The organism is Phytomonospora endophytica (genome assembly GCF_014202425.1).
GTDB classification, from domain to species: domain Bacteria; phylum Actinomycetota; class Actinomycetes; order Mycobacteriales; family Micromonosporaceae; genus Phytomonospora; species Phytomonospora endophytica.
In genome coordinates this window covers 286,316-311,629 of sequence record NZ_JACHGT010000008.1, presented here as the reverse complement: position 1 = coordinate 311,629, position 25,314 = coordinate 286,316, and the positions used below count along the sequence as shown (strand labels likewise).

The following is a 25,314-nucleotide window of genomic DNA, read 5'->3' as shown; positions in this document are numbered from 1 at the left end:
GGTTTCCCCGGGGCCGCCTCACTGAAGTCCTAGTTCTTGCCCGTCACGCCCTTGAGGAAGAACCCGACGTTCGCCGGGCGCTCGGCCAGGCGGCGCATGAGGTACCCGTACCACTCGTCGCCGTAGGGCACGTAGACGCGGACGCGGTGTCCGTCGGCGGCCAGGCGCTTCTGCTCGTTGGGGCGGATCCCGAACAGCATCTGGAACTCGTAGGTGTCCGGGGAGCGGTCGAACCACTTCGCGCGGTCCAGGCCGATCTCGATCAGGCGCGGGTCGTGCGTGGCGAGCATCGGGTAGCCCTGGCCGTTCATCAGCGCGTTGATGCAGCGCACGTAGGAGCGGTCGACGTCGAGGCGCGCCTGGTAGGCGACCGACTCGGGCTCCTTGTAGGCGCCCTTGCACAGCCGCACGCGCGAGCCGGGGCCGGAGAACTCCTTGCAGTCGGCCTCGGTGCGGCGCAGGTACGACTGGAGCACGGCACCGGTCTTGGGGTGGTCGACGCGCAGGCGGTTGACGATGTCGAGGGTCGAGTCGGTGACCGTGTGGTCCTCCATGTCGACCGTGACCGTCGTGCCGGCGTCGGCGGCGGCGTCGCAGATCTCCTTGGCGTTGACGTACGCGCCTTCGGGATCGAAGAGCAGGCCGAGGGCGGTCAGTTTGACGCTGACCTCGGCCGCCTCGGTGAGCTTCGCCGCGTGCAGCGACGACAGCAGCCGCAGGTACTCGTCCTTGGTGTGCTCGGCCTGGGCGGCGTTGAAGGTGTCCTCGCCCAGGTAGTCGAGGCTGATCAGCAGGCCGTCGTCGGCCAGCTGCTGCGTGGTGCGCACGGCGTCCTCGGTCGTGGTACCGGCCACGAACCGCCGCACGAGCCCGCGGGAGATGGGGGTTGTCTCCACCCGTCGCTCCACCCACTTGTTACGGGCCGCGGCGAGGATTACCGAACGCAACATGAGGCCGAGAGTAACCGCCCAGGACAGATCCCGCGAGATCGGTATGCCAGTAAGGGGCCAGTGGTGTTGTACTGGTTACTTCGGCTTTCTTGCCCTACCGTTGTGAAGTGGACTTCGACGCTTACGCGCAGACCGCCGCGGACCTGGTCAATACAGACCTGTCCGACATGGAAGCACTACAGGACATGTTCGCCGAGCGCGAATACATGCGCAGCAGGGTCACCGAGCGTGACCTCGCCACGTTCAGGCGCGCGCGGAAAAAACTCCGGGACGTCTTCGAACGGGGCTCCGCCGGCGAGGACGAGGCGGCCGTGGAGATCTTGAACGCTCTGCTGGAGGCCTACCCGGTCCAGCCGCGCATCTCCGGGCATCCCGACAACGACTGGCACATGCACGTCTCCGGCCGGGGCGCGACGGTCGCCTCGGAGTATCTGGCGGGCGCCGCGTGGGGCCTTTCGGTCTGGTTGTGCAACTACGGCAGCGCCCGTTTCGGCATCTGCGCCGACGAACGCTGCTCGAAGGTGTTCCTGGACACCTCCTCGAACTGCTGCCGGCGGTTCTGCTCCGAACGATGTGCGACCCGCTCGCACGTCGCCGCGCATCGCGCGCGCAAGAAGGAAGTCGCCGTCGCGGCCTCCTGACACCCCTCTTCCGACATGGGCGGTCCACCGGCGGTGGGCCGCCCTCTCGCGTGAAAAGGGCTGGCGCGGGCCGCTCGAAGCGGCCAATGTCACGCCATGGCAGAGAACACAGAACAGCGGGTGCCGAACCTCTCCACCCCCGGACGGACCTTCGGCTGGTGGGACATGTTCGTGCACCCCGACGACGACCCGCGCGGCGGCAGCTACAAGGGCGAGCGCGACGTCCTCGCCGGTTACCTGCGCGACTACCGCCTCACCTTCAGGCTCAAGTGCGACGGGCTCGACGCCGAACAGCTGGCCCGCCGCAGCGTGGAGCCGTCCACGCTGTCGCTGCTGGGCCTGATCCGGCATCTCACCGACGTGGAGCGCTCGTGGTTCCAGCGGATCATGGCCGGTGCGGACGCGCCCCGGTTCTACCCCGACGAGACCGAGTGGGAGGTCGAGGCCGACCCCGCGATGGTCGCGAAGGCCTGGGCCGACTGGGAGGCCGCGGTCGCCTTCTCCGAGGAGTTCGTGGCGACGGCCGAGAGCATGGACGTCCTGGCCAAGGGCGGCGGCGACGACCCGGGCGAGCTGCGGGAGGTGATGGTCCACATGATCGAGGAGTACTCGCGGCACTGCGGCCACGCCGATCTGCTGCGTGAGCGCATCGACGGGCGGGTAGGTCAGTAGGAGGCACGGAGGAAGGGGGCGCGGATCCGCGCCCCCTTCGTCATGCGTGCGGTCAGCTCGCGGCGGTCGCGCGGCGGCGGCGTGCCGCGAGGAACAGCGCGGCTCCGCCGGCGGCGATCAGGGCCGCGCCGGCGGCGGCGATGCCGACCAGCGGGGAGCCGGTCAGGGGCAGCGAGACCGACGGGCCGCCCGCTCCGCCGCCGGTACCGGTGCCGGTCGTGGTGGCGCCGGGGCCGGGGAGGTTCGCGTCGGGGTCGAGGGCCAGGGCGGTCGTGATCGGGTCGAGCTCGGCGCCCTCCTGGTAGAAGCCGCCGAAGAACACGGCGCCTTCGGCGGTGAGCTTGGCGGGGAGGGCGTTGAGGGCGATGACGCCGTCCTTGACGGCGACCTCGGCGGTGAACGTCGCCAGGGGCGTCTTGCCGGTGTAGAGGACGCCCTTGCCGGCGGTGACCTTGATGTTGAGGTCGGTGAAGGTCAGGTCCAGTTCGTGGTGGCCGTCGGTCTCGTGGCCGAGGAAGTGGACGGTTCCCTGGTAGGCGGCGGTGAGCAGCTTCTTCGCGGGGTCGTAGGTGCCGGTGGCCTTGCCGAAGCGGAAGCCGTCGCCGTTGTCGGTGGCGCCGCCGGACAGCTCGACCTTGCCTTTGGCGATCGGGCCGGCGATGTAGTCGCGGAAGGACTTCTTGACACCCCAGTCGATCGTCCCGTCGAGGATCTTCGCGGGGGCGTCGGGGTCGGCGGGCGCGCTGCTCGACGGCGCGGTACTGCTCGGCGCGGGCGACGAGGGGGCCGGCGAGGACGAGGTGGGGTCCGGGTCGGGCGCGGTCGCCTTGACCTTGAGGGTGACGGGGTCGAGGGCGCTGCCCGCGTTGTAGAAGCCGCCGAAGGCGGGGGCACCGGCCTCGGTGAGGGTGGCGGGGATGTTCTTCAGCCAGGTGTAACCGAGGTTGTCCTGCTCGGGCGCGATGCCGGTGAGGTTCAGGGCGGCGAGCTCGACGTCGTCGTAGAGGACGGTCTGGCCGGTCGACATGTCCTTGGAGCTGACGTCGGCGATGACCTTGCCGGTCTTGGTGGCGTTGTCGGTGGTCACGCGGACCTGGCTGATCGACATGTCGAGAGACCAGGCGTCGCCGGCCTTGTGGGCCTGAAAGGTGACCTTGCCGTCGAAGGACGCGGTGATGTTGTGGGCACCGAGGTCGTAGGTGCCCTTGCCGCCGGTGAAGCCGAAGAGGCCGTTGTCGTAGGAGCGGGCGCCGTCGGCGACGGTGATCCGGCCTTTGCCGATCGGGCCGACCACGTAGGTCCGGAAGGACTCCTTGACGCCCCAGGTGGCCTCGCCGTTGGTGATGGGCAGGTTCGGGGCGGCTTCGGCCGGGGTGGCGGCGGTCAGGACGGCCGTGCCGGTGGCGGCGAGGACGGCCGCGGCGGCCAGGGCCGCCAGGACGGGTGTGCGTCTCCGGCGTGCGGTGGTGTGGGACATGGGGTGGGCTACTCCTTCTCTTCGGTGACAGGGGTTGCGGGCACGGACTTGCGGCGCCGGACGAGGAGGATCGCCGCCGCGACAGCGGCCAGTGCGACCGCGGCGGCGATCCAGTACAGGGCGGGCATGAATCCGTCGTCGTCCACTTCGGACGATGCGGTGGCGGGGGCGATGGAGGCGGGATCGCCCGAGGGGGCGGGGTCCTCACCGAGGTCGGGCAGTGGCGGCAGGGCGGCGCCGGACTCGACGGGAACGGCCAGCCACAGGGGGTCCATCTCGGTCCCGGCGGGGTAGAGACCGCCGAAGGCGGTGGCACCGGTGGCGGTGAGGACCGTGGGGATCTCGTCGAGGCGGACCAGGCCGTCCTTCGCGGACAGTTTCGCGCCGAAGGTGACCAGCGCGACGTCCTCGCTGGTGGCACCCGCCGAGGTGACGTCGGCGGCGAGGGCCCCCTCGCCTCCCTTCACCGAGACGCTGAAGCCCTTCAAGGTGAGGTCGAGTCCCTGGCCGGTGAAGGTGACGGCTCCGGCGAAGGAGGCGGTGAGGGTCTTCTTCTTCGCGTCGTACTTCCCTTCACCCGCACCGAAGCGGAAGAGGGCACCGCCGTCCTGCGCGCCTTCGGCAAGGGCCCAGGAGCCTTTGGCGATGTCGCCGGTGACGTACTCGCGGTAGGTGCGGCGCACGCCCCAGTCGACGGCGGCGCCGCTGAACCTGCCCTCACCGGCCTTGGTGGAAGACTCCTTCTCCTTCTCGGCGGGGTTCATGTCCGCGGTGAGGCTCAGGGGATCCAGCTGTGTTCCGGCCTCGTAGTAGCCCGCGAAGGACTCGGCTCCGGCGGCGGACAGGGTGACGGGGATGTTGTTCAGTTCCATCCGCGTGGTTCCGCCGGAGGTGTCGAGGCCGCCGACGCCGAGATCGGCGAACGCGACGCCCCGGCTGGTGCCGCTCGGGGTGGAGACGTCGAGGTAGAGGGTGCCGCCGCCGTCGCGGATCTCGACCTTGGGGTTGGCCAGGGTCAGGTCCAGCTCGTAGCCGCCGCCGTCCTTCTTGTGCCCGGTGAAGTGCACCCCGCCGGCGTACCCGGCGGTGAAGTCGCCGGAGCCGGGATCGTAGGAGCCGTCGGCGGAGTGGAAGCGGAACTGGTTCGAGCCGGCCGTGGCGGCGCCGCCGGTCAGGCGGTACTCGCCTTTGGCGATGGGGCCGGTGATGTAGTTCTGGAACGACGCCTTGACACCCCAGTCGAGCCGGCCGCCGGAGACCGTCGCGTCGGCGGCGTGCGCCGGGGCGGGCAGGGCCACGGCGGCGGCGGTGAGCAGGGCGGCGAGCGTCAGTCGGAGCACGCGGGGGGACACGCGGCGACCTCCTCGGGGGCGGCGAACTCAGGGCTTGAGTTCGAAGTTAGGGAAGGCTAACCTATGGAAATCTGGCGCTCACCCTACCCCCGGTGAATGATTTAGGCTAGCCTCACCTAAGTTGATCTGGCTTCAGATGTGCCCCTCCACAGAACAGGCCCCCGCATGCGACTCCGCCCCCTCGCCGGACTGCTGGTCCTCGCGCTGGCCCTGACCGGCTGCGGCGGCGCTTCGGACGCCGCCACCCCGGCGCCGTCGGACACGGGCCCCGCCGACCGGGTCGAACCGCTCGACGGCGTTCCCGAGCCGGAACTGCCGGTCACCGTCGCCTCGGCCGACGGCACGAGCGTCACCTTGACCTCGGTCGACGCGATCGTGCCGTTGAGCGGATCGCTGTCGGAGATCGTGTTCACGCTCGGTCTCGGCGGGCGCGTCGTCGCGCGCGACATCACCGCCACCTTCGAGCAGGCTGCGGACCTGCCGGTCGTCACCCGCGGGCACGACGTGTCGGCCGAGGGCGTGCTGTCGCTGCGGCCCGGTGTGGTGCTGGCGGAGAAGTCGAGCGGACCGGCCGAGGCGATCGCGCAGATCCGCTCCGCCGGGATCCCCGTCGTGGTCTTCGAAGGCGCCACCGGACTATCCAGTGTGGACAAGCGCATCGCCGACGTCGCCGCCGCTCTCGGCGTGCCCGAGGCCGGCGAACGGCTGCGGGCGCGGACCGCCGAGCGCATCGCCGCCGTCCAGGCCACCATCCCGGTGAGCCCCGACCGACCGCGCGTCGCCTTCCTCTACGTGCGCGGATCGGCGTCGGTGTACCTGATCGGGGCCACCGACTCCGGTGCCGCCGGGCTGATCGAGGCCGCCGGCGCGATCGACGCGGGCAAGGAGGCCGGACTCGAAGGCGACTTTGTGCCGATCACCTCCGAGGCCATGGCCGCCGCCGCGCCGGACGTGATCCTGGTGATGACGAAGGGACTGGAGTCGGTCGACGGCGTCGACGGGCTGCTCGCGCTGCCCGGTGTCGCGCAGACCCCGGCCGGGATGGACCGCCGGGTCGCGGTCATCGACGACGGTGTGCTGCTCAACTACGGACCCCGCACCGACCAGGTGCTCGCCTCGCTCGTCGCCCAGATCCACGCGGGCGCCTGACATGGCGCTGCTCACCCGGCCGCGACCGTCCACAAAGGCCACCTCGGCCGCTCCGGCGGGGGTCCGCCGCGGGCGGGCGGCGGTACTGACCGCCGGGATGGCGGCGGGACTCGTCGTGATCGCCGTCGTCTCGGGAGTCCTCGGCGCCTACGAGATCCCGCTCTCCGACCTGTTCGCCTCGGTCCTGCACCGGGCCGGTCTCGGCGGGCACGAACTCGACCGGGTCGCCGAGAGCGTCCTGTGGGACATCCGCTTCCCGCGCGTGGTCCTCGCCGTCCTCGTCGGCGCCTCGCTCGGCTGCGCGGGCGCGCTGATGCAGGGCGTGTTCGGCAACCCGCTGGCCGATCCGGGCGTGATCGGGGTGTCCTCGGGCGCGGCCGTCGGCGCCGTCGGCGCGATCTCGCTCGGCCTGACCTTCCTCGGGAACTGGACGATCGCCTTCTGCGGCTTCGTGACCGGCCTGCTCACCGTCGCCGCCGTCTACGTCCTCTCGCGCGGCGGCGGACGCGTCGAGGTCGTCACCCTGATCCTCACCGGCATCGCCGTCAACGCCTTCGCGGGCGCGGCGATCGGGCTGCTGATGTACACCGCCGACAACGGCGCGCTGACCGGGATCACCTTCTGGCAACTCGGATCGCTGTCCCAGGCGACCTGGCCGAAAGTCCTCGCCGTCCTGCCCTGCGCGCTCGCCGGACTGCTCGTCGCGCCCCGCTACGCCCGCCGCCTCGACCTGCTCGCCCTCGGCGAGCGGCCCGCGCGGCACCTCGGCGTCAACGTCGAGCGGCTGCGGATCGTGCTGATCCTCGTGGTGGCGCTGCTGACCGCGGCGGCCGTCGCCGTCGCGGGGGTCATCGGCTTCGTCGGACTCGTCGTCCCGCACCTGCTGCGCATGGCCGCCGGGCCCGGACATCGTTTCCTCATACCGGGAAGCGCGCTCGGCGGCGCGCTCGTGCTGGTCGCCGCCGACCTCGTCGCACGCACCGCCGCGGCACCCGCCGAACTGCCCCTCGGCGTGCTCACCGCCCTGCTCGGAAGCCCGTTCTTCTTCTGGCTGCTGCGCGCGACCCGCCGCAAACAGGGAGGATGGGCATGAGGTGGCGCAGCGCCCGGACCGCACCCACGCGACCGGTCACGGGCACGGACTTCCTCGCCGCCACGGACATCTCGGTGTCCCTCGGCGGCCGCCGGGTCCTTCGCGAGGTCTCCCTGACCGTCCGGACCGGCGAGGTGCTCGCGCTGGTCGGGCCGAACGGCGCCGGGAAGTCGACTCTGCTCGCCGCCCTCGCCGCCGACCTTCCGTCCACAGGGGACATCACGCTCGCGGGCCGGCCGATCGGCGACTGGACCGTCGCCGAGCTCGCCCGGCACCGATCCGTGCTCCCCCAGCACCCGACGCTGTCCTTCCCGTTCCCCGTCGCCGACGTCGTCGCGATGGGCCGCGCACCCTGGGCCACGACGGAAGCGGCCGACGAGGACGAGGCCGTCGTCACCGAGGCCATGGAACTCTGCGAGGTCACCGCCTTCGCCGAGCGGCCCTTCGGTTCGCTGTCGGGCGGCGAGCGCGCCCGCGTCGCGCTCGCGCGCGTCCTGGCACAGCGCACGCCGCTGGTCATGCTCGACGAACCGACCGCCGCGCTGGACCTGCGCCACCAGGAGCTGGTGATGCGCGTCTGCCGTGCCCGCGCGGGATCCGGCGACGCCGTGGTCGTCGTCCTGCACGACCTCGGGCTGGCCGCCGCCTACTGCGACCGGGTCGCGGTCATGCACGACGGCCGCGTCGCCGCGTGCGGGAGCCCACGCGAGGTCTTCGCCGCCGAACTGCTGTCGGAGGTCTACCGGCAGCCCGTCGACGTGTTCTCCCACCCCGGCCGCGACGAACTGCTCGTCGTGCCCCGGCGGTCAAGGAACCTTTCCCCTCAACCGATTTGGACGAGCCCATGAGCATCGAGGCACCACCCGAGAACTTCTCCGCCCGGATCCGGAAGGCGTCCTGGGCCAAGCACCAGGGCGTCGCCGACGACACCCCCGCCGAGCGCGGGATCCTCGGCGCGCTGCTGGACGGCGAACTGCACCTCGACGACTACGCCGCCTGGCACGCCCAGCAGTACTTCGTCTACGAGGCGCTGGACTCGGCCGTCGAGGCGCTCGCCGGGGACCCGGTGCTCGGGCGCTTCGCCGTGCCGGGACTGTCGCGCCTGCCGGGATTCGACGCCGACCTGCGGCTGCTCGTCGGCGCGGACTGGCGGTCGGCGGTCACGCCGCTGCCCGCCACACAGTCCTATGTGGATCGTGTCCGTGCGGTCGGGCGCACCTGGCCGGCCGGACTCGTGGCGCACCAGTACACGCGCTACCTCGGTGACATGTCGGGCGGCCAGGCCTTCCGGGCCGCCGCGAACGACCTGTACGGCTTCGCCGACGGGCCGGGCGTGCGCTTCTACGTGTTCGACGGGCTCGGTGACCTGACCGAATGGAAGGCCGGATACCGCCGCCTCCTTGACGAGGCGCCGTGGGGACCCGACGAGCAGGAGCGCGTCATCGACGAGGTCTTGGCCGCCTACGACTTCAACGGCGCCGTGCTCACCGAGCTCGCCGCGACGATGCGGAGGTCGGTGTGAGCAATCCCTTCACCGCGGACGTGATCGCCGCGATCACCAAGCACATGAACCACGACCACGCCGACGACACGCTGCTCATCTGCCGCGGTGTCGGTGGCCGCCCCACCGCGACGGCGGCCCGGATGCTCACCTTCGACGGCGACGGCGGGGACTACGCCGTCACCGTCGACGGGACCGAGGAGGAGATCCGGATCCCCTGGGAGCGGCCGCTTCGCGAACGGCCGGAGGTCCGGCCGGAGATCGTGCGGCTGTACCGGGAGTCGGCGGCGGCACTGCACGCGCGGGCGTGAGGCTGTCGGAGCCCGCGCGTAACGTGCGCCGGGAATCAGGAGGCCGGCCTGGTCCGCGCCGAGCGCGCGACACGCGGTCATGGGGGGTGGGCGAGCGTCCCCGGCCACGGCCCGGGACCCGACGATTCCGGTCGGCCACCCCCCACCGCACGCCACGAGGCGCGCTCCCGGTCGCCGGTCTCGGATCTCCCCGCCACCGGCCGACCGATCTGCGGGAACTCCCCTGCGCGCCTGCCGCTGACACGCCCCTGGCACCCGAGAACCGCGCGGACTACAGTCGACCCCTTACCGTCCACCATGGACACGGCGCCCCGGTCGGGTCAGGGCCGGGGCGCCGAACCTCGCGTGGTCAGCGCGTCGCCAGGTGCAGTTCCGCCACCCGCGTGAATGCCGGATTCGGCTTGAACAGCGGGGTCTTGGCGACCCGCAGTTCCGGGTAGCGGTCGAGCAGCAGGTTCAGCGCGACCCGTCCCTCCAGCCTCGCGAGCGGGGCGCCGAGGCAGAAGTGGATGCCGCGCCCGAATGCCAGGTGCGCGTTGGGATCGCGCGCCGGGTCGTAGCGGTGCGGGTCGGGGAACTGCCGCGGGTCACGGTTGGCCGCCGACGCCCACAGCGTCACCATGTTGTCCTTCGGAATGACGACGCCGCCGATCTCGACGTCGACCATGGTGACGCGCGGGATCTGCGTGATCGGGCTCATCACCCGCAGGGCCTCCTCGATCGCCCCCGGCACCAGCGAACGGTCGGCACGGACGGCGGCGAAGGCTTCCGGGTTCCGGTCGAGGCACAGGAGCGTGTTGCCCAGCAGCATCGTCGTGGTGATGTGCCCGGCGATGAACAGCAGCATCACGAAGTTGGTCAGCTGGATCTCGGTCAGGCCCTGCCCGTCGACCTCGGCCTGGACCAGCCGCGTCAGCAGATCCTCGCGCGGCCTGACCCGCCGCTCGGCGAGATGCTCGCGCAGGTACTCGGTGATCTGCCCGTTCATGTCGGCGACGGATTCGCCGAGTTCCTTCATCGCCTTCTCGTCGGTGTGGTCGAACTCGGCGGGCGGGTCGACCGCCATCTCGGTCCAGGCGTGGAAGAGCGCGAGGTCACTCTTGGGGATGCCGAGCAGGTCGGCGATCACGATGACCGGCAGGGGATGCGCGAGCGCCCTGACGAACTCGACGACGTCCTGCCCGGCGACGTCGTCGAGCAGTGCCGTGGTCAGTTCGAGGATGCGCGGTTCGAGGTCGGCGACGACCTTCGGCGTGAACGCGCGGCCGGCGATCGCACGCAGCTGCCGGTGCTTCGGCGGGTCCATCTGGGTGAGGTCGCCGTCGAAGGCCTCGGCCGGGTAGTCGGGGATCAGCCGGCCGTACTCGGCGGAGAAGGTCGTGTGGTCGGACAGGGCCGCGACGACTTCGGCGTAGCGGTGGACGCTCCAGTACTGCTTCTCCGTGTCGAACTCGACGGCGTGCTCGGGGTCGCGGCCACGCAGCCAGTACTGGCCGCGGTGGAGGTCCCAGGTCTCGGGAATCAACATGGTTCTCGCCCCTCTTTCGTCACAGTGACGGCCTCGGATGCGTCACTGTGACCAGCGTAGGGATCGGCGGAATAGGACGGTTTCAGCGCGGTTTCAGCCTTGTCGGAGGGCGGGCCTAGGGTCTCGGAATGGACCTTGAGCTCGTGCTGCCCCTCGCCGTCGCCGCGCTGTCGGGCCGGCCCGCCGCCGACTGGGAACGCCCCGCCGGTCCGGTGGCGTGGACCTGCCGGGAGACCGCCGAACACCTCGCCGACGACCTCTTCGGCTACGCCGCCCAGCTCAGCCCGCCCACGCCCCCGCTCGACGGCTACGTGCCTTTCCGCGTCGAGCCGATGCGCGACGGCGGCCCGGCGAGCGCGATCTGGGCCGACCCCGACGCCGGCGTCGAAGGACTGTTGCGGGTCGTGGAGGCGGCGGGCGGCCTGCTCACGGCGGTGCTGCGCGCGAAGGGCCCGGAGGTGCGGGCGTTCCATTCGCTCGGGGTGACCGACCCGAGCGGATACGAGGCCCTCGCCTTGGTCGAGACGCTGGCCCACATCGATGACATCGCGACGGGCCTCGGCGTGCCGTGGGATCCGCCGGCGGAGGTGTGCGCGCGGGTGCTGGCGCGGCTGTTCCCGACGGTGGAGATCGCGGCGGAAGGGCCGTGGGCGACTCTGCTGTGGGCGTCCGGACGGCGCGACCTCCCCGGCCGCGAACGGCAGAGCGCCTGGGCTCCCGACCCCACCGTCAGGCCCTGACCACTAACCTCCCCACGTGAGCGCCACCCCGGGCACCATCGCCACCGCCGTCGGCGTGTTCGCCGGAACCAACGTCGACGACATCATCGTGCTGACGGTGCTCTTCCTGTCCTCGCGCGCGAACGGGCGGCCGCGTCCGTGGCACATCTGGACCGGGCAGTACCTCGGCATCGCCGCGCTCGTCGCCGTCTCGGTCCTCGCCGCCCTCGGGCTGTCGATCGTCCCCGACGGCCACGTCGGCCTCCTCGGGCTCGTGCCGCTCGCGCTCGGCGTGCGCGGGCTGGTGACCGCGATCCGTTCCCGCGACGGGGATGCCGCGCCCGTCGCGGCCGCCGGCCTGCTCGGCGTCGCGGGCGTCACGATCGCCAACGGCGCCGACAACATCTCCGTCTACACACCGGTCTTCCGCACGATCGGGACGGGCCCGACGCTCCTCACCATCGCCGTGTTCGCCGTCGGCGTCGCGGTGTGGTGCGCGGCCGGGGCGCTGCTCGGCTCGCATCCGAAGGTCATCGCCGTCGTCGAGCGTTACGGGAAGTGGCTCGTCCCGGCGGTCTTCATCGGCATCGGCCTGCTCATCCTCGGCGAGGCCTACCTCTGACGCAATGCCCGCAGCGTCATTCCCGAGGCCTGCTTGAACAGGTACTCCGCCCGCTCGTACGACAACCGGCCCCGCCCCGTCTCCGGACACAGATCCCCCGGCGCGGGCATGCGTCCCGGGCCGGGGCGGCGATCGGCGAGGAACAACGGTCCCCGGGAGCGCCCGTCGATCAACCCGGGCAGCAGCCGCGCGGTCCGCGACCGCCACTGCACCCAGCCCGTCCCGGCGGGCGCACGGCGGTCGTCGAGGTCGAGGTCCTCGACGCCGAGACCCAGCACGGCCTTCACCGTCGCACCCGACTCGCGCAGCATCCACCACAGCACGCGCTCGCGCAGGGCGACGTCGTCACGGTCGAGGAGCGCGTCGATCCCCTGCACGGCAACGATCTCGACCGGCTCCTCGACCCGTCGCGCGACCTCCGCCACAAGGTCCACCGTGGACGTCCACGACGCGAACGACCGCAACGCCGCCCGGTGCCGGTTCCACGTCCGCGCCGCCGCGCCTCCCCACGCCACCGCGAAGACCCGGGCGACGTCGGCGGAACCGATCTCGGACAGGGGCACGCGCTCGCCGAGCGAGACCGCCAGCCGCCGCAGGGTCTGGCCGTAGGAGCGCACGGTCGAGGCGTCGAGATCCTCGCGCGCCAGGAACGACGCCGCCGCCTCCCCCAGCAGCGGCCCCGCCGCGACCGGCGCGATCGCCTCGGCCCGCCGCAGCAGGAAGGCCCGCTCGGCGGCGTTGCGGGTCAGGGCCGCCGCGCGCTCGAACTCCCGCCTGGCCTCGACGTCACGACCGAGGCGCAGCAACAGATCCCCGCGCACACCAGGCAGCAGGTGGTAGTCGCGCAGCGCCGGGTCGGCCAGCAGTTCGTCCACAAGCGACAGTCCGGCGGCCGGGCCGCGTGCCATGCCCACCGCGACGGCCCGGTTGAGGCGCACCACGGGCGTCGACAGCACCCGCACCAGCAGGTCGTAGAGCGCGGCGATCTGCGCCCAGTCGGTGGCCTCGGCGCTCGCGGACTGCGCGTGGGTCACGGCGATCGCGGCCTGCAGCAGGTACGGGCCGGGCGGGCCGCCGATCGCCCGCGCCCGCAGCATCGCGGCAAATCCGCGCTGGACGCGCAACCGGTCCCACAGTCCGCGGTTCTGCTCGTGCAGCCGGACGGGCTCGCCGTCGGGGCCGGTCCGGGCCGCCGCGCGCGACTCCTGGATCTCCATGAGCGCGAGGAGCCCGTGCACCTCGGACTCGCCGGGCGCGAGATCGGCGAGGAGATGCCCCAGCCGCAGGGCCTCCAGGGTCAGGCCGGGTCGCATGAGGTCGTCGCCGGAGGTGGCCGAGTAGCCCTCGTTGTAGACGAGGTAGATGACTTCGAGGACCGACGACAGCCGCCCGGCCAGCTCGCCCGACTCGGGCAGCTCGAAGGCCGCGCCCGCCTCGGCGAGGGTGCGCTTGGCCTCGGCGATGCGGCGGGTGATCACGGCCTCGGAGGTCAGGAAGGCGCGCGCGATCTCGGCGGCGGTGAGCCCGCCGAGCAGGCGCAGCGTGAGGGCCGCCCGCGACTCGGTCGGCAGCGAGGGGTGACAGGACATGAACATGAGCCGGAGCACGTCGTCGCGCTCCGGCTCGGGTTCGGGGGGCCGTTCGAGTTCACGGGCGAGGAGTTCCTGCTTCTCCTCAAGCCGCTGACTCCGGCGGATGTGGTCGATGGCGCGCCGTTTGGCGATGGCCGTGAGCCAGGCGCCCGGGTTGTCCGGGACGCCTGACTCGGGCCACTGCTCCAGGGCCGCGACGAGCGCGTCCTGGGCCATCTCCTCGGCCAGGCCCACGTCGTGGACCAGGCGGGTGAGGGCCGCGATGATCTTCGCCGATTCCAGTTTCCAGACGGCGTCGATCGTGCGGGCGAGGTCCATCAGGGGCCGAAGACCTGCTGGATGATGCCCTTGCCGTTGCCGACGATCCGCCAGAAGCGCTTGGACAGCTCGATGGCCTCCTCCTTGGAGCGGACGTCGATGAGGGCGAAGCCGACGACGGCCTCCTTGGCCTCGGCGAAGGGCCCGTCGGTGACGGTCACGTCGCCGTCCTTCGAGGTGAGGAGCACGCCGCCGGGCTCAAGGCCGCCGGTGGCGAGCAGCGCGCCGGAGGCGGTCAGTTCCTGGATGAAGGCGCCCATCTCGGCGGCCATCTGCTCGTTGAACTCGGGCTCGTCGCCGGTGGGAAGGGTCGTCATGAGGTATCGCATGTCGTTCTCCTTGGGTGTCGCTTCGGTCGGTACGCCAACACGTCGAAGGACCTATGTGACAGGGAATGGTAGCCGTTCCCTGTCACATTGCCGGTTCGACGTGTTGGCGAGCACCGAAAACGCCGAGAAAGGCACCGAGATGACCGCCATCACCGCCACCAGCACCGCCCCTTCGATCAAGACCCGCACGCTCCTGGGTCTCGTCACCGTCGCCCAGCCCCTGTGGATCGCGGTGTCGCTGACCCAGGCCGCGACCCGCGAGGGCTTCGACCTCACCCGCCACCCGCTGAGCGCCTTGGCCAACGGCGACCTCGGGTGGCTCCAGATCACCAACTTCGTCCTCGCCGGGCTGCTCACCATCGCCGGGTCCTTCGGCTTCCGGCGGGCCCTGGCCGGGAAACCCGGTGCCACGTGGGTGCCGAGGCTGACGCTGACCGCAGGCGTCGGGCTGATCGCCGCCGGGTTGCTCGTCATGGACCCGGGCGGGGGTTTCCCCGTCGGCCACGACGAGCTGCCGACGACGATGTCCTGGCACAGTGCCGGCCACATGATCGCCGGTACCGCCACCTTCGCCGCGCTGTCGGCCACCTGCTTCGTCCTGGGCCGCTTCTACACCCGCACCGGCCGACGCGGGCACGCCGTCGCCTCCAGGGTCGCGGGCGTCGCCATCCTGCTCGGCAACGCCTGGGCCATGAGCGGCCAGGCCGGCGCCTCGCTCGGTCTCGCCGTCGGTGTCTTCAGCGCGATGCTCTGGGTCGCCTACTCCGCCGCCCGCCTGCGCTAACGTCACCCACTCCACCGAAAGGATCATGAACATGAGCGTCAACGACTACACCGCCGCCCTTCCCACCGAGCAGCGGGAGATCACCGCGAAGCTCGTCACGCTGATCGAGGAGGCCCTCCCCGGCGCCGGCGCCGTCTGGCACGGCCACCCGGTGTGGAGCGCGGGCGCCAAGCCAGGCGAACGGCCGGTCGCCTTCTTCAAGGCCTACCCGAAGTACGTGACCTTCGGCTTCTGGCGGGGCGCCGAACTCGGCGACGACCGCCTCGCCCTCAACGGGCGCGGGATGGGCACGGTGAAGCTCACGACCGTCGCCGACGTGGACGAAGAGGTCTTCGCCGGGTGGCTGAAGGCCGCGGGGAAACTGGAGAACTGAAGACGTGCCGAGCGAGACGCCGGGCCCTGGGCCCGGCGTTTTTCCGTGCCTACTTCTGCGGCACCGCGCACCCGTCGTCAGTGCACTCGGGCGCGCTCGGGTCGCCTTCGACGGTGAGCAGCGTCGGGTGCGCGTCGGACCAGGCCGTCGACAGGGCCTGCGCGAAGGTCTCGGGCGGCTGGGCGCCGGAGATGCCGTACTTGCGGTCGATCACGAAGAACGGGACGCCCGAGGCGCCGAGGGCGGCGGCCTCGCGCTCGTCGGCGCGGACCTCGTCGGCGAAGGCCTCGGGGTCGGCCAGGGTCGCGCGGACCTCGGTCTCGTCGAGCCCGGCCGACACGGCGGCGGAGACGGTGCCCTCGACGTCGTTGACGGGCACGGCGTCGGCGAAGTTGGCGCGGTAGAAGGCGTCGAGCGTCTCCAGCTGGCGGCCCTCGCGCTTGGCGAGGTGCAGCAGCCGGTGCTGGTCGAAGGTGTTGCCGTTGACGCGCTCGGTGTTGTAGCGCAGTCCCTCACCCGCGGCGGCGTCGGCGACGCTCTTCTCGGCGTTCTTGGCCTGGGCGAGCGTCATCCCGTACTTCCCGGCGAGCATCTCGGCGACCGGCCCGGACTTGTCCGAGGTGGCCGCGGACGTGTCGAGCTCGAAGGAGCGATGGACGACCTCGACCTGATCACGGTTCGGGAAGGCGGCCAGGGCCTTCTCGAAGCGGGCTTTGCCGATGTAGCACCAGGGGCAGACGATGTCGGACCAGATTTCTACGCGCATGTGAGCTTGCAACGGGCGGCTCCGGACGGGTATTCCGGTCACGGATTGTGACGATGGACGCTCAGGCGGGCGTCGTGTCGTACTTCGCGCGGAGCCGGTCGAGGTCCTCGGCCGTGGGCATGTGCCCGGCGGTGACCATCTCGTGGACGTCGCGGAAGTACTGCTCGTACCCGGCGGGCCGGAACAGGCCGATCAGTCTGGCGGGTGCGCCGGAGGCGTTGCGGAACCCGTGCCCGACACCGGGCGGGACCGTCACCGTTCCGCCCGCGCCCACGATCGCGGCCTCGGCGTGGCCACCGTCGACGAGGTCGAAGGTCACGTCACCGTCGATGACGACGAACTCCTCGGAATGGCCGTGGTGGATGTGCGGCGTGGCGCCCATCGAGCCCGCCGGCAACGTGAACTCAACAACGGACAGCGCGCCGCCGGTGTCCTCACCCCGCAGGCGGACCAGGACCTCGTTGGTCCCGACGCGCAGGTGCTCCAAGGGCGCGGGATGGACGATCGCGGTCATGTCCCGTCCCCGTAGACGAGGTGCTTGCGCGCGAACGCGAGGGACTCCGCCAGGTCGGCCTCGCGCCTCGCGCGGTGCCCGGCCTTGCGCGTCGACACCTCGACGGCGATCGTGCCGCGGAAGCCGATCGCGCCCAGGTGCCGCAGCACTTCGGCGCAGGGCTGATTGCCGCGGCCGGGCACGGCGTGCTCGTCGTGGCCGGGGCCGCTGCCGTCGCCGAGGTGCAGGTGCGCGAGGCCGCCGCCCATGCGGGTGAGCATGGCGAAGGCGTCGGTGCTGGAGGCCGCGCAGTGCGAGAGGTCGAGGGTGTAGTCGGGGAAACCGGCGATCGTCGGGTCCCAGTGGGGCGCGTACGGCACGAACCTCCGCCCGGCCATCTTCACCGGGTACATGTTCTCGACGGCGAAACGGATCGGCGAGAAGCGCTCGGCCAGTCTGGCCAGGCCCTCGGCGAAGTTCTGCGCGTAACCGCGCTGCCAGGCGAAAGGCGGGTGGATGATCACCGTCGAGGCGCCGAGCTTCTCGGCCATGACGGCGCTCCGGCGCAGCCGCTCCCAAGGATCGGGGCTCCACACCCGCTGCGTCATGAGCAGGCATGGCGCGTGGACGGAACCGACCTGGACGCCGTAGTGCTTCGACAGGCGCAGGAGGGTGTCGGCGTCCTGGCTGACGGCGTCGGTGAAGACCATCACCTCGACACCGTCGTAGCCGAGTTCGGCCGCCATCTCGAAACCGACGGCGGTGGGCTCGGGGTAGACCGAGGACGTGGAGAGCAGAATGGGCGCACCCTTGGCGGACGACACCCTGACCAGGGTAGTCCGCGAACGCCAGACTGACATCACCGGTGGTGTCAGGGGACGCGGAAAGGGGCGCGTCGACCGACACGCCCCTTCGATGCCTGCTCCGACGGACCTCGGATCTACTCCTCGGCGGCCGGTTTCTCCTTCTTCGCCGCGCGCTTGGCGGCCTGCTCGCGGATGCGTTCCAGCATCGCGGCCTTGCTGTCGGCGGCCTCGTCGCGGCCGGTCGCGTCGTTGGCGCCGCCCTTGAGGTCCTTCTTCGACATCTTGCGCCGCTGTCCGCCCTGGCCGAGCATGTCGTCGCGTCCCCTGGCCATGATCTTCTCCGTCCGTCGGTGTAACGAGACGTGACGTCTCGCCGTGGTCGAGTATGCCCCCGACGCTCGCCCGTGTCAAGACGATACGTCTCGTTCCACTTGTTGCTATGGTGTTGCGGTGACCGTCAAACAGCCCGCCCGGCGCAGTGAGCGCTCCAAACAGGCGATCCTCGCCGCCGCCGCCGAACTCCTCGCCGAAGTCGGCTTCCCCAAGCTCACCATTGAAGCGATCGCGGCCCGCGCCGGGGTCGGCAAGCAGACGATCTACCGATGGTGGCCGTCGAAGGGCGCGGTCGTGTTCGACGCGCTGCTGTCGCGGATGGGAGAGGACGGCGACCTGACGCTGCCCGACACCGGCGACCTCGCCGCCGACCTGCGACTGCTGCTGCGCGGGACGGTCGCCGAGATGGGCGACCCCGGCTTCCAGGCGCCCGGCCGCGCCATGACCACCGAGATCCAGACCGACCCGGCGCTCGCCCGCGAGTACCGCGAACGACTCCTCGGCCCGAACCTGGAGGCGATGAAGACGCGGCTGCGGTCGGCGCGGGAGGCGGGGCAGGTCGCGGCCGACGTGGACCTCGACGTGGCCGTCGAGGTCATCTTCGGGCCGGTGTACTACCGGTGGCTGCTGCGCCTCGGGCCGCTCGACGACGCCTACGCCGACGCGGTGGCGGGGATGGCGCTGTCGGCTTTGCGGTGAGCCCATGCCTTGCGGCGCCAGGGAAGCAGCGCGGCTCCCGCGAGGACCGCGACGGCCGCGACCGCCAGGGCCGTGCGCGTCGTGGTCAGCGCGGCGAGGAGGCCCCCGGCGGCGATGAAGACGGGCTGCGCCGACTTGCCCGACACCGACCAGGCGGCGCCGACGCGCGCCATGTGGTCGTCGCCGGTGACGTTCATGCGGTAGGTGACGAAGACCGGGTTGAAGACGCCGGCGCAGAAGAGCAGCATCGTCTGCGACACGACGATGACGACGAGACCGGTCGTCCCCGGCGGCGCGAAGGGCAGCACGGCCAGCCACAGTCCACGTAGGACACCGACGCCGAGCAGGACGCCGCGTTCGCCGAAGCGGGCGCCGAGCCGGCGGGCGAGGAGCGAGCCCAGGATGCCGCCGAGGCCCGGCGCGCCGATCGCGAGGCCGTACTCGAAGGGCGTGAAACCCAGTTCGCGCAGCATGAGCACGGCCAGCAGCGGCGAGCTGAGCATGACGGCGCCGCCGAAGACCATAGCGTTCCAGAACAGGGCGTGCAGGCCCGGGTGGGCGAAGATGTGACGCCAGCCCGCGGTCAGGTCGGGTCCTTTGTGGACACGCCGGGGCGGGTCCGGCTCTGGCGTACGCATCCGGCGGATGCCGAGCGCGGAGAGCAGGAAGCTGACGGCGTTGGCGGCGACGGCCGCGGTCGCGCCGAACCAGGAGACGAGCAGGCCGCCGAGGGGCGGGCCGAGGGCGAGCATCGTCCACAGTGTCGTCTCGAAACGGCTGTTGGCCTCGATGCGCCGTTCGGGCGGGACGAGGGCCTTCAGGTGCGCGCCGGAGGCGGCGTTGAAGACGATGACGCAGGCGGTCTGGACGACGGCGACCGCGCACAGCTGGAAGTAGCCGAGGACACCGAAGGCCATGGCGAGCGGGACGCTGCTGAGGACGGCGAAGCGCACCAGGTCGGCGGCGACCATGATCGGGCGCTTGCGGCGGAACTCGATGAAGCCGCCGGCGGGCAGGGCGATCGCGGCGCTGCCGATGCCGGCGAGCGCGGCCATGAGGGTGACCTGGAGGGTCGAGGCGCCGAGGACGAGGACGGCGATGAGGGGGAGCGCGCCGGCTCCGACCATGGAACCGAGTTCGCTGACGGCGTAGGCGGTCCAGAGGCGGCGGAAGTCGGGACCGAGGGAGGGCATCGTGAGGAGGGTAGTGGGGCTACCGCCACCACCTCTTCCGCCGCCCCACAACAGCGGGCGGCACCGCGAGCATCGCCTCGCCGAGGCGAGCAAGGCCGGTCGCGACGGGCGCCTTCACCCCGGCCTCCTCGACCGGCAGCCCACGCTCGATGCCGCCGGTGAACTGCGCGGTCAGCAACCCGCCTCGCCGCCCGGTCCGCCACAGGGCCGGAACGGATCCGGTCTTGGTGGCGCCGACGCCGAGGAGGTGCAGGCGACCCGGCCCCGCGAGGTGCTTCCGCCGGTCGCCGCCTCCCACGAACCCGATCCCCCGCAGCCCCGCCGCCTCGGCGTGCCGGAGGGCGACCGCCGAGTCGGAGACGGCCGCGACGGTGTCCCCGGCGACGCCGAGAGCCGGGGCGAGCTCGGCGACAGGCGTCGGGAGCAGCGCCTCACGGCAGAGCACGCGGTCGACATGGCGGGCGAGGCCGTGGCGTTTGAGGTAGGCGCGGACGACGCGCTGGTCGTAGTTCCCCGCGATCGCCACCCGGCGTCCCGACTCGCGGCAGGCGGCGAGGAACTCCTCGACGTGCGGTCGCGGCGGCAGGTCGGCGGTCGCCTCCCGCTCGGCGTCGGCGAAGAGCCGGAAGGCGTCGCGCCCGTGGCCGTGGTCGACGGCGATCGCGTACCAGTCGTCGTCGGAGGCCAGGAACCACGCGACCATCGAGAAGCTCTCGCCGCGCTCGCGCATGAGGTCGTGGATGCGCATGCCGAGACCTTCGGGCCGGCTGACACCCGACACCGTGCGGAAGTTGAGCAGGACGTGACCGGCCCGGGCGAGCGCGGCGGCGAGGTGCGGGCGTACGGGCGTGGGCATCCGTGGATCCTAGGCGGACGGCCCTCCGGGCGCCTCCCGATAGGCCTCGCCGATGAGCCCGTCGCAGAAGGCCGCGACGTCCTCGCCGATGAGCTCCAGTACGCCGGCGCCGTCGGCGGCGCCCTGTTCGAAGAAGTCCACGAGCTCCACCAGCACGTTGCCGCCCTCGGGAGCCAACGCACCGACTTTGAGCAGGTAGCGCTGCATCTCCTTGTACGCGATGCGGTAGTCCGGCGGCAGCGCCTTGACCCGCGCGAGGTGCGCCCGCCACTGCCTCTTGCCCTCGATGATGTCGTGGATGCCCATGTCAGCCTCCCAGTCTGCCGAGTTTGCGCGCGACGTTGCGGTTCAGCTGCTCGCGCCAGCGGTCGCGGTAGGTCCGAGCGCCTTCGTCGCCGGCGACGGCCGCGCAGAAGCCCGCGATGTCGTCGCCGAGCGCCTCCTGGACGGTCTGCCCGTCGGCGGCGGTCTCCTCAAGCAGCACCAGGCTCGCGTCGAAGAGCGGGATCAGGTTGCGGCCCGAGGTGTTCCCGTACGCGAACAGGTGGCCCTTGATCTGCTCCCACGCCGCCCGGTGCTCCTCCGGCAGGGCCGCGGCCCGGACCTCGATGGCCGTCCACTCCCTGGTGAGGTCGGCACCGGTCACGGTGTCCCAGAACTTCATCTCCGGCCCTCCTTGAGCTGGTCGATCCTTGTCGAGAGGTACTCCCACTTCACCCAGAAGCGCGAGCGTTCCTCGCGTCCGGCGTCGTTGAGCGTGTAGAACTTGCGCGGCGGGCCCGATCCGGACGGCCGCTTCGTCACCTCGACGAGCTTGTTGCGCTCCAGCCGCAGCAGGATCGTGTAGACGGTCCCTTCGACGACACCGGCGAAGCCGAGTTCGTTGAGCCGGCGCGTGATGGCGTACCCGTAGGTCTCCTCGCCGCCGAGAATCTCCAGCACGCAGCCTTCGAGCGTGCCCTTGAGCATTTCGGTCAGGTCGTCCACGACACCTCCTCTACCTTGTATCACTAGGTACTAGTACACGGTATCACGCAGTACCGGACTTGTCATAGCTATCGTTTTTCGATAGATTTCTATCGCACACCGATAGAAGGAGCGTCCATGGGAAAGCTCGCCGTACTAGCCCTCCGCGCCGTCATCCTCGGCCTCGTCGCCGGGACGGTCTTCGTTCAGGCGGTCCTGGTCCCGATCATGATCTTCGACCACGACGTCAACGACCCACCCCTCTCGCAGCGCCTCCCGATCATCGTGATCATCGCGCTGGGCACGGTCACCGCCGAGGTCATCCTGTTCTGCGTCTGGAAACTCGTCACGATGGTCAAACGCGGGACCGTCTTCTCCCCCGCCGCCTTCCGCCACGTCGACATCGTCATCGGCGCCTTCGTCTTCGCCGCCCTGCTGACCTTCGGCTTCGGCGCGGCCCTGGCACCCCTCGGCGACGAGACCACGCCACCCGCGTTCGTCCTGCTCATCGGCGTCGCCGGGCTCGGGGTCCTCGGCGTCGCCCTCATCGTCTTCGTCCTGCGACTGCTCCTCGCGCAGGCCATCGCCCGCGACGCCCAGGCCGCGCACCTCGAAGCCGAGCTCGGCGAGGTGATCTGATGCCGATCATCGTCGACATCGACGTGATGCTGGCCAAGCGCAAGATGTCGGTCGGTGAACTCGCCGACCGCGTCGGCATCACGCCCGCGAACCTGGCCGTACTCAAGAACGGCCGCGCCAAGGCGGTCCGCTTCACGACCCTCAACGCGCTCTGCGAGATCCTCGAATGCCAGCCGGGCGACCTGCTGCGCTGGGAGAACGACTGACGTGCCGCCGACCATCACCGCCTCCTGGGCGCGCATCGACGCGTGGCTCGCGAAGCACGCCCCCGTGAGCCACGCGCTGCTCAACCCGCCGGTCACCGACGGCGCCCTCGCGGTCGCCGAGGCCGTCGTCGGCCGGGAGTTTCCCGCCGAGATCCGCGAGTCCCTGCGCTGCCACGACGGGCTGTCGAGCTGGGGCAACATCTTTCCCCGGCAGCCGCCGCTGAGCGCCGCCGGCATCGCTCACCACTGGCAGATGTGCATGGACATCAAGGAGGACGACGAGGACGGCGACGAGGAACCGTGGTGGCATCCGCTGTGGATCCCGTGGGCCGAGTCCGACGGCGACTCCCAGGTCATCGACCTGCGACCGGGCCCCGACCACGGGAAACTCGGCTCGGCGAGTCACGACGACTGCGGCCTGTACGGCCTGTGGCCCGGCATCGCCGCCTACCTCGCTGCCGTCGCCGACGCGCTCGACAGCGGCGGACCGGTCGGGTACTGGCACCCGTACCTGCTCGACGGCCATGACGGAAGCCAGATGTGGTGGTCGAGGGCCGGGGAGACCGAGCTGCACGGGAAACCCTTGCGCCCCGTGACCTGAGACGCTGTACCTACTAGTATGTACGGATGGACACGAGGGAACGGCTGATCGAGAGCACCCGCGAACTCCTGCGCGAGCGCGGCTACGTCGGCACCAGCCCGAAGGCCATCCAGGCGCGCGCGGGCGCCGGCCAGGGCAGCATGTACCACCACTTCGACGGGAAACCCGCCCTCGCGCTGGCCGCGCTCGACCGCAACGCCGCCGAACTGCGCGACCGGGCCGAGCGCACACTGGACGGGCGCGGCGGCGTCGTCGCGCGAATCGGCGCCTACCTGCGACGCGAGCGCGACGCCCTGGCCGGCTGCCCGGTCGGGCGTCTCGCGCAGGACCCCGACGTCGTCGCCGACCCGGCGCTGCGGGCACCGGTCGAGGAGACCTTCACCTGGCTCACCGGCCGCCTCACCGCGCTGCTCGACGAAGGCCGCGAGAACGGCGAGCTCGACGGCGCCCTCGACCCGGCGGCGACCGCGGCGGCCCTGGTCGCGGTCGTCCAGGGCGGGTACGTGCTCGCGCGCGCCACGGAGTCGGCGGAGGTCTACGCGCGAGCCGTCGACGGCATGCTCGCGCTGCTCGACCGCGCACGCCTGAAGGGGTGACGGCATGCCTCTCGTGCGCATCGACGCGCTGACCACCGACGCCACGCGGCTCGCCGCCCTCGGCCGCGCGGTCCACGACGCGCTCACCGAGACGATGGGTTTCCCGCGTGACGACCTGTTCCAGATCCTCACCGGCCACGACGGCGCCGGGAGCACCATGCGTTACGGCGACTACCTCGGCCTCCACCGCGACGAGGGCGTCGTCTTCGTCGGGATCACCATGCGGCGGGGACGTCCGGCCGAGCGGAAGCGGGCGCTGTACCGGCGGATCGCCGAACTGGCGCGCGTCTACGCGGGGACCCACCCACGCAACGTCGTCGTGACGATCAACGAGAACGACGCGGCCGACTGGTCCTTCGGCGACGGGATCGCCCAGTACGCCCCCGGCGAGGAGGAGCGCTGACCGGCACGCTGGGAATCGCGCGGAGCGCCGCCGACGCCGGGACCGCCTAGACCGCGACGCTCAGCCGTACCGCGACGGTGTCACCCTCGTCGATCTTCTCGGCCTTCCGCACGGCCGCCTTCAACGGGACGATGTAGGCGCCGTCCTTCGGCCACAGCGAGGTCGCCCACTCCGTGCCACCGATCCGCGCCGACACCGGGATCATCCCCCAGCCGTAGGTCACCGCCGACGACGCGGCCTCCAGCTCGGCGCACCCGGCGTCGGGCACGGTGACGAAGTAGAAGGGCGCGGGGCCTCGCCAGTACCAGATCTCGCCACTGAACTCCAGGTGCATCGGGCCAGGATAGGGCGGGAAACGGCGCCGGGACCAGTCAGCGCGGCTCGCGAACCAACTCGCGAACCACCATGTGTGGCCGGTAGCCCAGCCGCTCGTTGACGGCGAGGATGCCCTCGTTGGCGACCTCGTTGAACGTGTAGACGCGCACGACGCCGGCGGCCGCGGCCGCCGACAGCGAGGCCGTCTTGGCCAGGCGCGCCAACCCTCGCCGCCGGTGCTCGGGATGCGTTCCGGTGAGGCGGGTGATCAGGCGGTTCTCGATCCGGGAGGTCAGGGTCAGCGCGACCGGCACGTCACCGTCGAAAACGACGAACGAGGTCTCGCGGTCGAGCCCGATGCCGCTGCTGCGCGCGGCGACCCACGCATCGTAGGGCTGCGGAACGAAAGGCGTGCTGCTGGGGACGTCCGGCCCGAAGGCGAGCGCGACCTCGTGGGCGGAGCGCAGGTCGGGCAGCTCGGCGGCCGACCGCACGGTGACCCCGGGCGGGGGCGTCACCGCCTCCACTCCGGCCGGGTCCGACTCGGAGACACGGGTGGCGAGTCCGATCGTGAAACCACGGCGCTCGCCGAAACCGACGGCATCGTCGCTGAAGGTGTTCGCCGTGATCCTGCGCGCCCCGACCTCGCCGAGATGTGCGTCGAGCCGCCGGTAGAGGGCACCGCCGACGCCTCCGCCGCGATGCTCCGGAACGACCATGACACTGACCGAGCCCGTGCCGTCGGCGCCGTGCACGTCGAGCTGGGCGGTGCCGCTGCCGACCACCTTCCCGTCGACTTCCGCGACCAGGCGCAGCGTGCGCGACCCAGGCTCGTCGGGCGAGGACATCAGGGCCTCGTTGGCCATCGAATAGCTGATGCAGGCGCGGTGGACCGCGACGCGGGCGGGGACATCTGTGGGCACAGCCGGGCGAATGAGCATGGGGTCAGTGTGCCCCCACCGGTCCACGTCATCTCGGGTTCATCCGCTCACCCGATACCGCCCTCCTCAGCGGCGTGATGTGATCTTCGG

The 25,314-nt window shown here is 71.4% G+C and carries 34 protein-coding genes; 17 read left to right on the top strand and 17 right to left on the bottom strand.

Features of this window, described 5'->3' with window-relative positions:
- Nucleotides 1–29: 29 nt before the first annotated feature.
- On the bottom strand, nucleotides 30–950 hold the full coding sequence (locus HNR73_RS20180; protein WP_184789084.1) for a proline dehydrogenase family protein: 921 nt from the start codon (nucleotides 948–950) through the stop codon (nucleotides 30–32).
- 107 nt (nucleotides 951–1,057) lie between these two features.
- Between HNR73_RS20180 and HNR73_RS20175 the strand changes: the two genes are divergently transcribed.
- Nucleotides 1,058–1,591, top strand: coding sequence for a CGNR zinc finger domain-containing protein (locus HNR73_RS20175; protein ID WP_184789083.1), 534 nt, complete (start codon nucleotides 1,058–1,060; stop codon nucleotides 1,589–1,591).
- A 96-nt stretch (nucleotides 1,592–1,687) separates the two neighbouring features.
- Entirely contained in the window at nucleotides 1,688–2,263 is a 576-nt protein-coding gene (locus tag HNR73_RS20170) for a DinB family protein (protein WP_203686267.1), read from the top strand.
- A 52-nt stretch (nucleotides 2,264–2,315) separates the two neighbouring features.
- On the opposite strand, the gene HNR73_RS20165 is transcribed toward HNR73_RS20170, so the two are convergent.
- Entirely contained in the window at nucleotides 2,316–3,740 is a 1,425-nt protein-coding gene (locus tag HNR73_RS20165) for an HtaA domain-containing protein (protein WP_184789082.1), read from the bottom strand.
- 8 nt (nucleotides 3,741–3,748) lie between these two features.
- Nucleotides 3,749–5,092, bottom strand: coding sequence for an HtaA domain-containing protein (locus tag HNR73_RS20160; protein WP_184789081.1), 1,344 nt, complete (start codon nucleotides 5,090–5,092; stop codon nucleotides 3,749–3,751).
- Nucleotides 5,093–5,257: 165 nt separating this feature from the next.
- Here HNR73_RS20160 and HNR73_RS20155 point away from each other — a divergent pair, with 165 nt between their 5' ends.
- The 5 genes from HNR73_RS20155 to HNR73_RS20135 are packed head-to-tail and all read left to right on the top strand — an operon-like array spanning nucleotide 5,258 to nucleotide 9,146.
- Nucleotides 5,258–6,241, top strand: a complete 984-nt coding sequence (locus tag HNR73_RS20155; RefSeq protein WP_184789080.1) for a heme/hemin ABC transporter substrate-binding protein — start codon at nucleotides 5,258–5,260, stop codon at nucleotides 6,239–6,241.
- A gap of 1 nt (nucleotide 6,242) precedes the next feature.
- A complete protein-coding gene (locus HNR73_RS20150; protein ID WP_184789079.1) occupies nucleotides 6,243–7,334 on the top strand; it encodes a FecCD family ABC transporter permease in 1,092 nt (363 codons plus the stop codon).
- Nucleotides 7,331–8,182 (top strand): heme ABC transporter ATP-binding protein, encoded by an 852-nt coding sequence (locus tag HNR73_RS20145; protein WP_203686265.1) that lies wholly within the window; start codon nucleotides 7,331–7,333, stop codon nucleotides 8,180–8,182. Before HNR73_RS20150 ends, HNR73_RS20145 begins: the two co-directional genes overlap by 4 nt.
- Complete coding sequence (locus HNR73_RS20140) at nucleotides 8,179–8,856, top strand: biliverdin-producing heme oxygenase (RefSeq protein ID WP_184789077.1); 678 nt, start codon at nucleotides 8,179–8,181, stop codon at nucleotides 8,854–8,856. The genes HNR73_RS20145 and HNR73_RS20140 overlap by 4 nt, the downstream gene beginning before the upstream one ends.
- Nucleotides 8,853–9,146 (top strand): DUF2470 domain-containing protein, encoded by a 294-nt coding sequence (locus tag HNR73_RS20135; RefSeq protein WP_239122143.1) that lies wholly within the window; start codon nucleotides 8,853–8,855, stop codon nucleotides 9,144–9,146. Before HNR73_RS20140 ends, HNR73_RS20135 begins: the two co-directional genes overlap by 4 nt.
- A gap of 349 nt (nucleotides 9,147–9,495) precedes the next feature.
- Here the strand turns inward: HNR73_RS20135 and HNR73_RS20130 are convergent, their stop codons facing one another.
- Entirely contained in the window at nucleotides 9,496–10,674 is a 1,179-nt protein-coding gene (locus HNR73_RS20130) for a cytochrome P450 (protein ID WP_184789076.1), read from the bottom strand.
- A gap of 128 nt (nucleotides 10,675–10,802) precedes the next feature.
- On the opposite strand from HNR73_RS20130, the gene HNR73_RS20125 reads away from it, so the two are divergent.
- The gene (locus tag HNR73_RS20125) at nucleotides 10,803–11,414 is read left to right on the top strand and encodes a hypothetical protein (protein WP_184789075.1); all 612 of its coding nucleotides are present in this window, start codon (nucleotides 10,803–10,805) and stop codon (nucleotides 11,412–11,414) included.
- Between the two features lie 16 nt (nucleotides 11,415–11,430).
- Nucleotides 11,431–12,015, top strand: coding sequence for a cadmium resistance transporter (locus HNR73_RS20120; RefSeq protein ID WP_184789074.1), 585 nt, complete (start codon nucleotides 11,431–11,433; stop codon nucleotides 12,013–12,015).
- On the opposite strand, the gene HNR73_RS40795 is transcribed toward HNR73_RS20120, so the two are convergent.
- Both HNR73_RS40795 and HNR73_RS20110 read right to left on the bottom strand, forming a co-directional pair.
- The gene (locus tag HNR73_RS40795) at nucleotides 12,006–13,925 is read right to left on the bottom strand and encodes a sigma-70 family RNA polymerase sigma factor (protein WP_184789073.1); all 1,920 of its coding nucleotides are present in this window, start codon (nucleotides 13,923–13,925) and stop codon (nucleotides 12,006–12,008) included. The two genes, HNR73_RS20120 and HNR73_RS40795, sit on opposite strands and share 10 nt — an antisense overlap.
- Entirely contained in the window at nucleotides 13,925–14,254 is a 330-nt protein-coding gene (locus HNR73_RS20110) for a YciI family protein (protein WP_184789072.1), read from the bottom strand. Before HNR73_RS20110 ends, HNR73_RS40795 begins: the two co-directional genes overlap by 1 nt.
- Nucleotides 14,255–14,393: 139 nt before the next feature.
- Between HNR73_RS20110 and HNR73_RS20105 the strand changes: the two genes are divergently transcribed.
- The gene (locus tag HNR73_RS20105) at nucleotides 14,394–15,038 is read left to right on the top strand and encodes a DUF998 domain-containing protein (protein ID WP_184789071.1); all 645 of its coding nucleotides are present in this window, start codon (nucleotides 14,394–14,396) and stop codon (nucleotides 15,036–15,038) included.
- A 31-nt stretch (nucleotides 15,039–15,069) separates the two neighbouring features.
- The gene (locus tag HNR73_RS20100; RefSeq protein ID WP_184789070.1) at nucleotides 15,070–15,411 is read left to right on the top strand and encodes a DUF1801 domain-containing protein; all 342 of its coding nucleotides are present in this window, start codon (nucleotides 15,070–15,072) and stop codon (nucleotides 15,409–15,411) included.
- Nucleotides 15,412–15,460: 49 nt separating this feature from the next.
- Here the strand turns inward: HNR73_RS20100 and HNR73_RS20095 are convergent, their stop codons facing one another.
- From HNR73_RS20095 to HNR73_RS20080, 4 genes are all read right to left on the bottom strand, one after another.
- Nucleotides 15,461–16,177: a DsbA family oxidoreductase gene (locus HNR73_RS20095; protein WP_184789069.1), complete on the bottom strand. Its 717-nt coding sequence runs from the start codon at nucleotides 16,175–16,177 to the stop codon at nucleotides 15,461–15,463.
- A gap of 61 nt (nucleotides 16,178–16,238) precedes the next feature.
- Nucleotides 16,239–16,691: a cupin domain-containing protein gene (locus HNR73_RS20090; protein WP_184789068.1), complete on the bottom strand. Its 453-nt coding sequence runs from the start codon at nucleotides 16,689–16,691 to the stop codon at nucleotides 16,239–16,241.
- Nucleotides 16,688–17,530: a sugar phosphate isomerase/epimerase family protein gene (locus tag HNR73_RS20085; protein ID WP_184789067.1), complete on the bottom strand. Its 843-nt coding sequence runs from the start codon at nucleotides 17,528–17,530 to the stop codon at nucleotides 16,688–16,690. Before HNR73_RS20085 ends, HNR73_RS20090 begins: the two co-directional genes overlap by 4 nt.
- Before the next feature lie 80 nt (nucleotides 17,531–17,610).
- Nucleotides 17,611–17,808, bottom strand: coding sequence for a DUF6243 family protein (locus HNR73_RS20080; RefSeq protein WP_184789066.1), 198 nt, complete (start codon nucleotides 17,806–17,808; stop codon nucleotides 17,611–17,613).
- Between the two features lie 118 nt (nucleotides 17,809–17,926).
- Here HNR73_RS20080 and HNR73_RS20075 point away from each other — a divergent pair, with 118 nt between their 5' ends.
- On the top strand, nucleotides 17,927–18,508 hold the full coding sequence (locus HNR73_RS20075) for a TetR/AcrR family transcriptional regulator (RefSeq protein WP_184789065.1): 582 nt from the start codon (nucleotides 17,927–17,929) through the stop codon (nucleotides 18,506–18,508).
- On the opposite strand, the gene HNR73_RS20070 is transcribed toward HNR73_RS20075, so the two are convergent.
- The 5 genes from HNR73_RS20070 to HNR73_RS20050 are packed head-to-tail and all read right to left on the bottom strand — an operon-like array spanning nucleotide 18,463 to nucleotide 21,544.
- Complete coding sequence (locus HNR73_RS20070) at nucleotides 18,463–19,701, bottom strand: MFS transporter (RefSeq protein ID WP_184789064.1); 1,239 nt, start codon at nucleotides 19,699–19,701, stop codon at nucleotides 18,463–18,465. The two genes, HNR73_RS20075 and HNR73_RS20070, sit on opposite strands and share 46 nt — an antisense overlap.
- Nucleotides 19,702–19,720: 19 nt before the next feature.
- On the bottom strand, nucleotides 19,721–20,557 hold the full coding sequence (locus tag HNR73_RS20065; protein ID WP_184789063.1) for an HAD family hydrolase: 837 nt from the start codon (nucleotides 20,555–20,557) through the stop codon (nucleotides 19,721–19,723).
- Nucleotides 20,558–20,566: 9 nt separating this feature from the next.
- A complete protein-coding gene (locus tag HNR73_RS20060) occupies nucleotides 20,567–20,863 on the bottom strand; it encodes a DUF1048 domain-containing protein (RefSeq protein ID WP_184789062.1) in 297 nt (98 codons plus the stop codon).
- Between the two features lies 1 nt (nucleotide 20,864).
- The gene (locus HNR73_RS20055; RefSeq protein WP_184789061.1) at nucleotides 20,865–21,221 is read right to left on the bottom strand and encodes a DUF1048 domain-containing protein; all 357 of its coding nucleotides are present in this window, start codon (nucleotides 21,219–21,221) and stop codon (nucleotides 20,865–20,867) included.
- Nucleotides 21,218–21,544, bottom strand: coding sequence for a PadR family transcriptional regulator (locus HNR73_RS20050; protein WP_184789060.1), 327 nt, complete (start codon nucleotides 21,542–21,544; stop codon nucleotides 21,218–21,220). The genes HNR73_RS20055 and HNR73_RS20050 overlap by 4 nt, the downstream gene beginning before the upstream one ends.
- Before the next feature lie 117 nt (nucleotides 21,545–21,661).
- Here HNR73_RS20050 and HNR73_RS20045 point away from each other — a divergent pair, with 117 nt between their 5' ends.
- Genes HNR73_RS20045 through HNR73_RS20025 form a run of 5 tightly spaced genes read left to right on the top strand, consistent with a single transcriptional unit; the run spans nucleotide 21,662 to nucleotide 23,968 of the window.
- Nucleotides 21,662–22,162 (top strand): DUF2975 domain-containing protein, encoded by a 501-nt coding sequence (locus tag HNR73_RS20045; protein ID WP_184789059.1) that lies wholly within the window; start codon nucleotides 21,662–21,664, stop codon nucleotides 22,160–22,162.
- Complete coding sequence (locus tag HNR73_RS20040; RefSeq protein ID WP_184789058.1) at nucleotides 22,162–22,368, top strand: helix-turn-helix domain-containing protein; 207 nt, start codon at nucleotides 22,162–22,164, stop codon at nucleotides 22,366–22,368. The genes HNR73_RS20045 and HNR73_RS20040 overlap by 1 nt, the downstream gene beginning before the upstream one ends.
- A gap of 1 nt (nucleotide 22,369) precedes the next feature.
- Nucleotides 22,370–22,969: an SMI1/KNR4 family protein gene (locus tag HNR73_RS20035; protein WP_203686262.1), complete on the top strand. Its 600-nt coding sequence runs from the start codon at nucleotides 22,370–22,372 to the stop codon at nucleotides 22,967–22,969.
- A 26-nt stretch (nucleotides 22,970–22,995) separates the two neighbouring features.
- On the top strand, nucleotides 22,996–23,565 hold the full coding sequence (locus tag HNR73_RS20030) for a TetR/AcrR family transcriptional regulator (RefSeq protein WP_184789057.1): 570 nt from the start codon (nucleotides 22,996–22,998) through the stop codon (nucleotides 23,563–23,565).
- A gap of 4 nt (nucleotides 23,566–23,569) precedes the next feature.
- The gene (locus tag HNR73_RS20025; RefSeq protein ID WP_184789056.1) at nucleotides 23,570–23,968 is read left to right on the top strand and encodes a tautomerase family protein; all 399 of its coding nucleotides are present in this window, start codon (nucleotides 23,570–23,572) and stop codon (nucleotides 23,966–23,968) included.
- A 46-nt stretch (nucleotides 23,969–24,014) separates the two neighbouring features.
- On the opposite strand, the gene HNR73_RS20020 is transcribed toward HNR73_RS20025, so the two are convergent.
- Nucleotides 24,015–24,302, bottom strand: coding sequence for a DUF1905 domain-containing protein (locus HNR73_RS20020; RefSeq protein WP_184789055.1), 288 nt, complete (start codon nucleotides 24,300–24,302; stop codon nucleotides 24,015–24,017).
- A 37-nt stretch (nucleotides 24,303–24,339) separates the two neighbouring features.
- Nucleotides 24,340–25,224 carry a GNAT family N-acetyltransferase gene (locus tag HNR73_RS20015; protein ID WP_184789054.1) on the bottom strand — a complete coding sequence of 295 codons (885 nt, stop codon included), beginning with the start codon at nucleotides 25,222–25,224 and terminating at the stop codon, nucleotides 24,340–24,342.
- Between the last annotated feature and the right edge of the window lie 90 nt (nucleotides 25,225–25,314).

Bases quoted from the DNA above. Each gene is read 5' to 3' on its own strand.
- HNR73_RS20180 (WP_184789084.1), bottom strand. From the start codon at position 950: ATGTTGCGTTCGGTAATCCTCGCCGCGGCCCGTAACAAGTGGGTGGAG.
- HNR73_RS20170 (WP_203686267.1), top strand. From the start codon at position 1,688: ATGGCAGAGAACACAGAACAGCGGGTGCCGAACCTCTCCACCCCCGGA.
- HNR73_RS20165 (WP_184789082.1), bottom strand. From the start codon at position 3,740: ATGTCCCACACCACCGCACGCCGGAGACGCACACCCGTCCTGGCGGCC.
- HNR73_RS20155 (WP_184789080.1), top strand. From the start codon at position 5,258: ATGCGACTCCGCCCCCTCGCCGGACTGCTGGTCCTCGCGCTGGCCCTG.
- HNR73_RS20150 (WP_184789079.1), top strand. From the start codon at position 6,243: ATGGCGCTGCTCACCCGGCCGCGACCGTCCACAAAGGCCACCTCGGCC.
- HNR73_RS20145 (WP_203686265.1), top strand. From the start codon at position 7,331: ATGAGGTGGCGCAGCGCCCGGACCGCACCCACGCGACCGGTCACGGGC.
- HNR73_RS20140 (WP_184789077.1), top strand. From the start codon at position 8,179: ATGAGCATCGAGGCACCACCCGAGAACTTCTCCGCCCGGATCCGGAAG.
- HNR73_RS20130 (WP_184789076.1), bottom strand. From the start codon at position 10,674: ATGTTGATTCCCGAGACCTGGGACCTCCACCGCGGCCAGTACTGGCTG.
- HNR73_RS20125 (WP_184789075.1), top strand. From the start codon at position 10,803: ATGGACCTTGAGCTCGTGCTGCCCCTCGCCGTCGCCGCGCTGTCGGGC.
- HNR73_RS40795 (WP_184789073.1), bottom strand. From the start codon at position 13,925: ATGGACCTCGCCCGCACGATCGACGCCGTCTGGAAACTGGAATCGGCG.
- HNR73_RS20110 (WP_184789072.1), bottom strand. From the start codon at position 14,254: ATGCGATACCTCATGACGACCCTTCCCACCGGCGACGAGCCCGAGTTC.
- HNR73_RS20105 (WP_184789071.1), top strand. From the start codon at position 14,394: ATGACCGCCATCACCGCCACCAGCACCGCCCCTTCGATCAAGACCCGC.
- HNR73_RS20100 (WP_184789070.1), top strand. From the start codon at position 15,070: ATGAGCGTCAACGACTACACCGCCGCCCTTCCCACCGAGCAGCGGGAG.
- HNR73_RS20095 (WP_184789069.1), bottom strand. From the start codon at position 16,177: ATGCGCGTAGAAATCTGGTCCGACATCGTCTGCCCCTGGTGCTACATC.
- HNR73_RS20090 (WP_184789068.1), bottom strand. From the start codon at position 16,691: ATGACCGCGATCGTCCATCCCGCGCCCTTGGAGCACCTGCGCGTCGGG.
- HNR73_RS20085 (WP_184789067.1), bottom strand. From the start codon at position 17,530: ATGTCAGTCTGGCGTTCGCGGACTACCCTGGTCAGGGTGTCGTCCGCC.
- HNR73_RS20080 (WP_184789066.1), bottom strand. From the start codon at position 17,808: ATGGCCAGGGGACGCGACGACATGCTCGGCCAGGGCGGACAGCGGCGC.
- HNR73_RS20070 (WP_184789064.1), bottom strand. From the start codon at position 19,701: ATGCCCTCCCTCGGTCCCGACTTCCGCCGCCTCTGGACCGCCTACGCC.
- HNR73_RS20065 (WP_184789063.1), bottom strand. From the start codon at position 20,557: ATGCCCACGCCCGTACGCCCGCACCTCGCCGCCGCGCTCGCCCGGGCC.
- HNR73_RS20060 (WP_184789062.1), bottom strand. From the start codon at position 20,863: ATGGGCATCCACGACATCATCGAGGGCAAGAGGCAGTGGCGGGCGCAC.
- HNR73_RS20055 (WP_184789061.1), bottom strand. From the start codon at position 21,221: ATGAAGTTCTGGGACACCGTGACCGGTGCCGACCTCACCAGGGAGTGG.
- HNR73_RS20045 (WP_184789059.1), top strand. From the start codon at position 21,662: ATGGGAAAGCTCGCCGTACTAGCCCTCCGCGCCGTCATCCTCGGCCTC.
- HNR73_RS20040 (WP_184789058.1), top strand. From the start codon at position 22,162: ATGCCGATCATCGTCGACATCGACGTGATGCTGGCCAAGCGCAAGATG.
- HNR73_RS20030 (WP_184789057.1), top strand. From the start codon at position 22,996: ATGGACACGAGGGAACGGCTGATCGAGAGCACCCGCGAACTCCTGCGC.
- HNR73_RS20025 (WP_184789056.1), top strand. From the start codon at position 23,570: ATGCCTCTCGTGCGCATCGACGCGCTGACCACCGACGCCACGCGGCTC.
- HNR73_RS20020 (WP_184789055.1), bottom strand. From the start codon at position 24,302: ATGCACCTGGAGTTCAGTGGCGAGATCTGGTACTGGCGAGGCCCCGCG.
- HNR73_RS20015 (WP_184789054.1), bottom strand. From the start codon at position 25,224: ATGCTCATTCGCCCGGCTGTGCCCACAGATGTCCCCGCCCGCGTCGCG.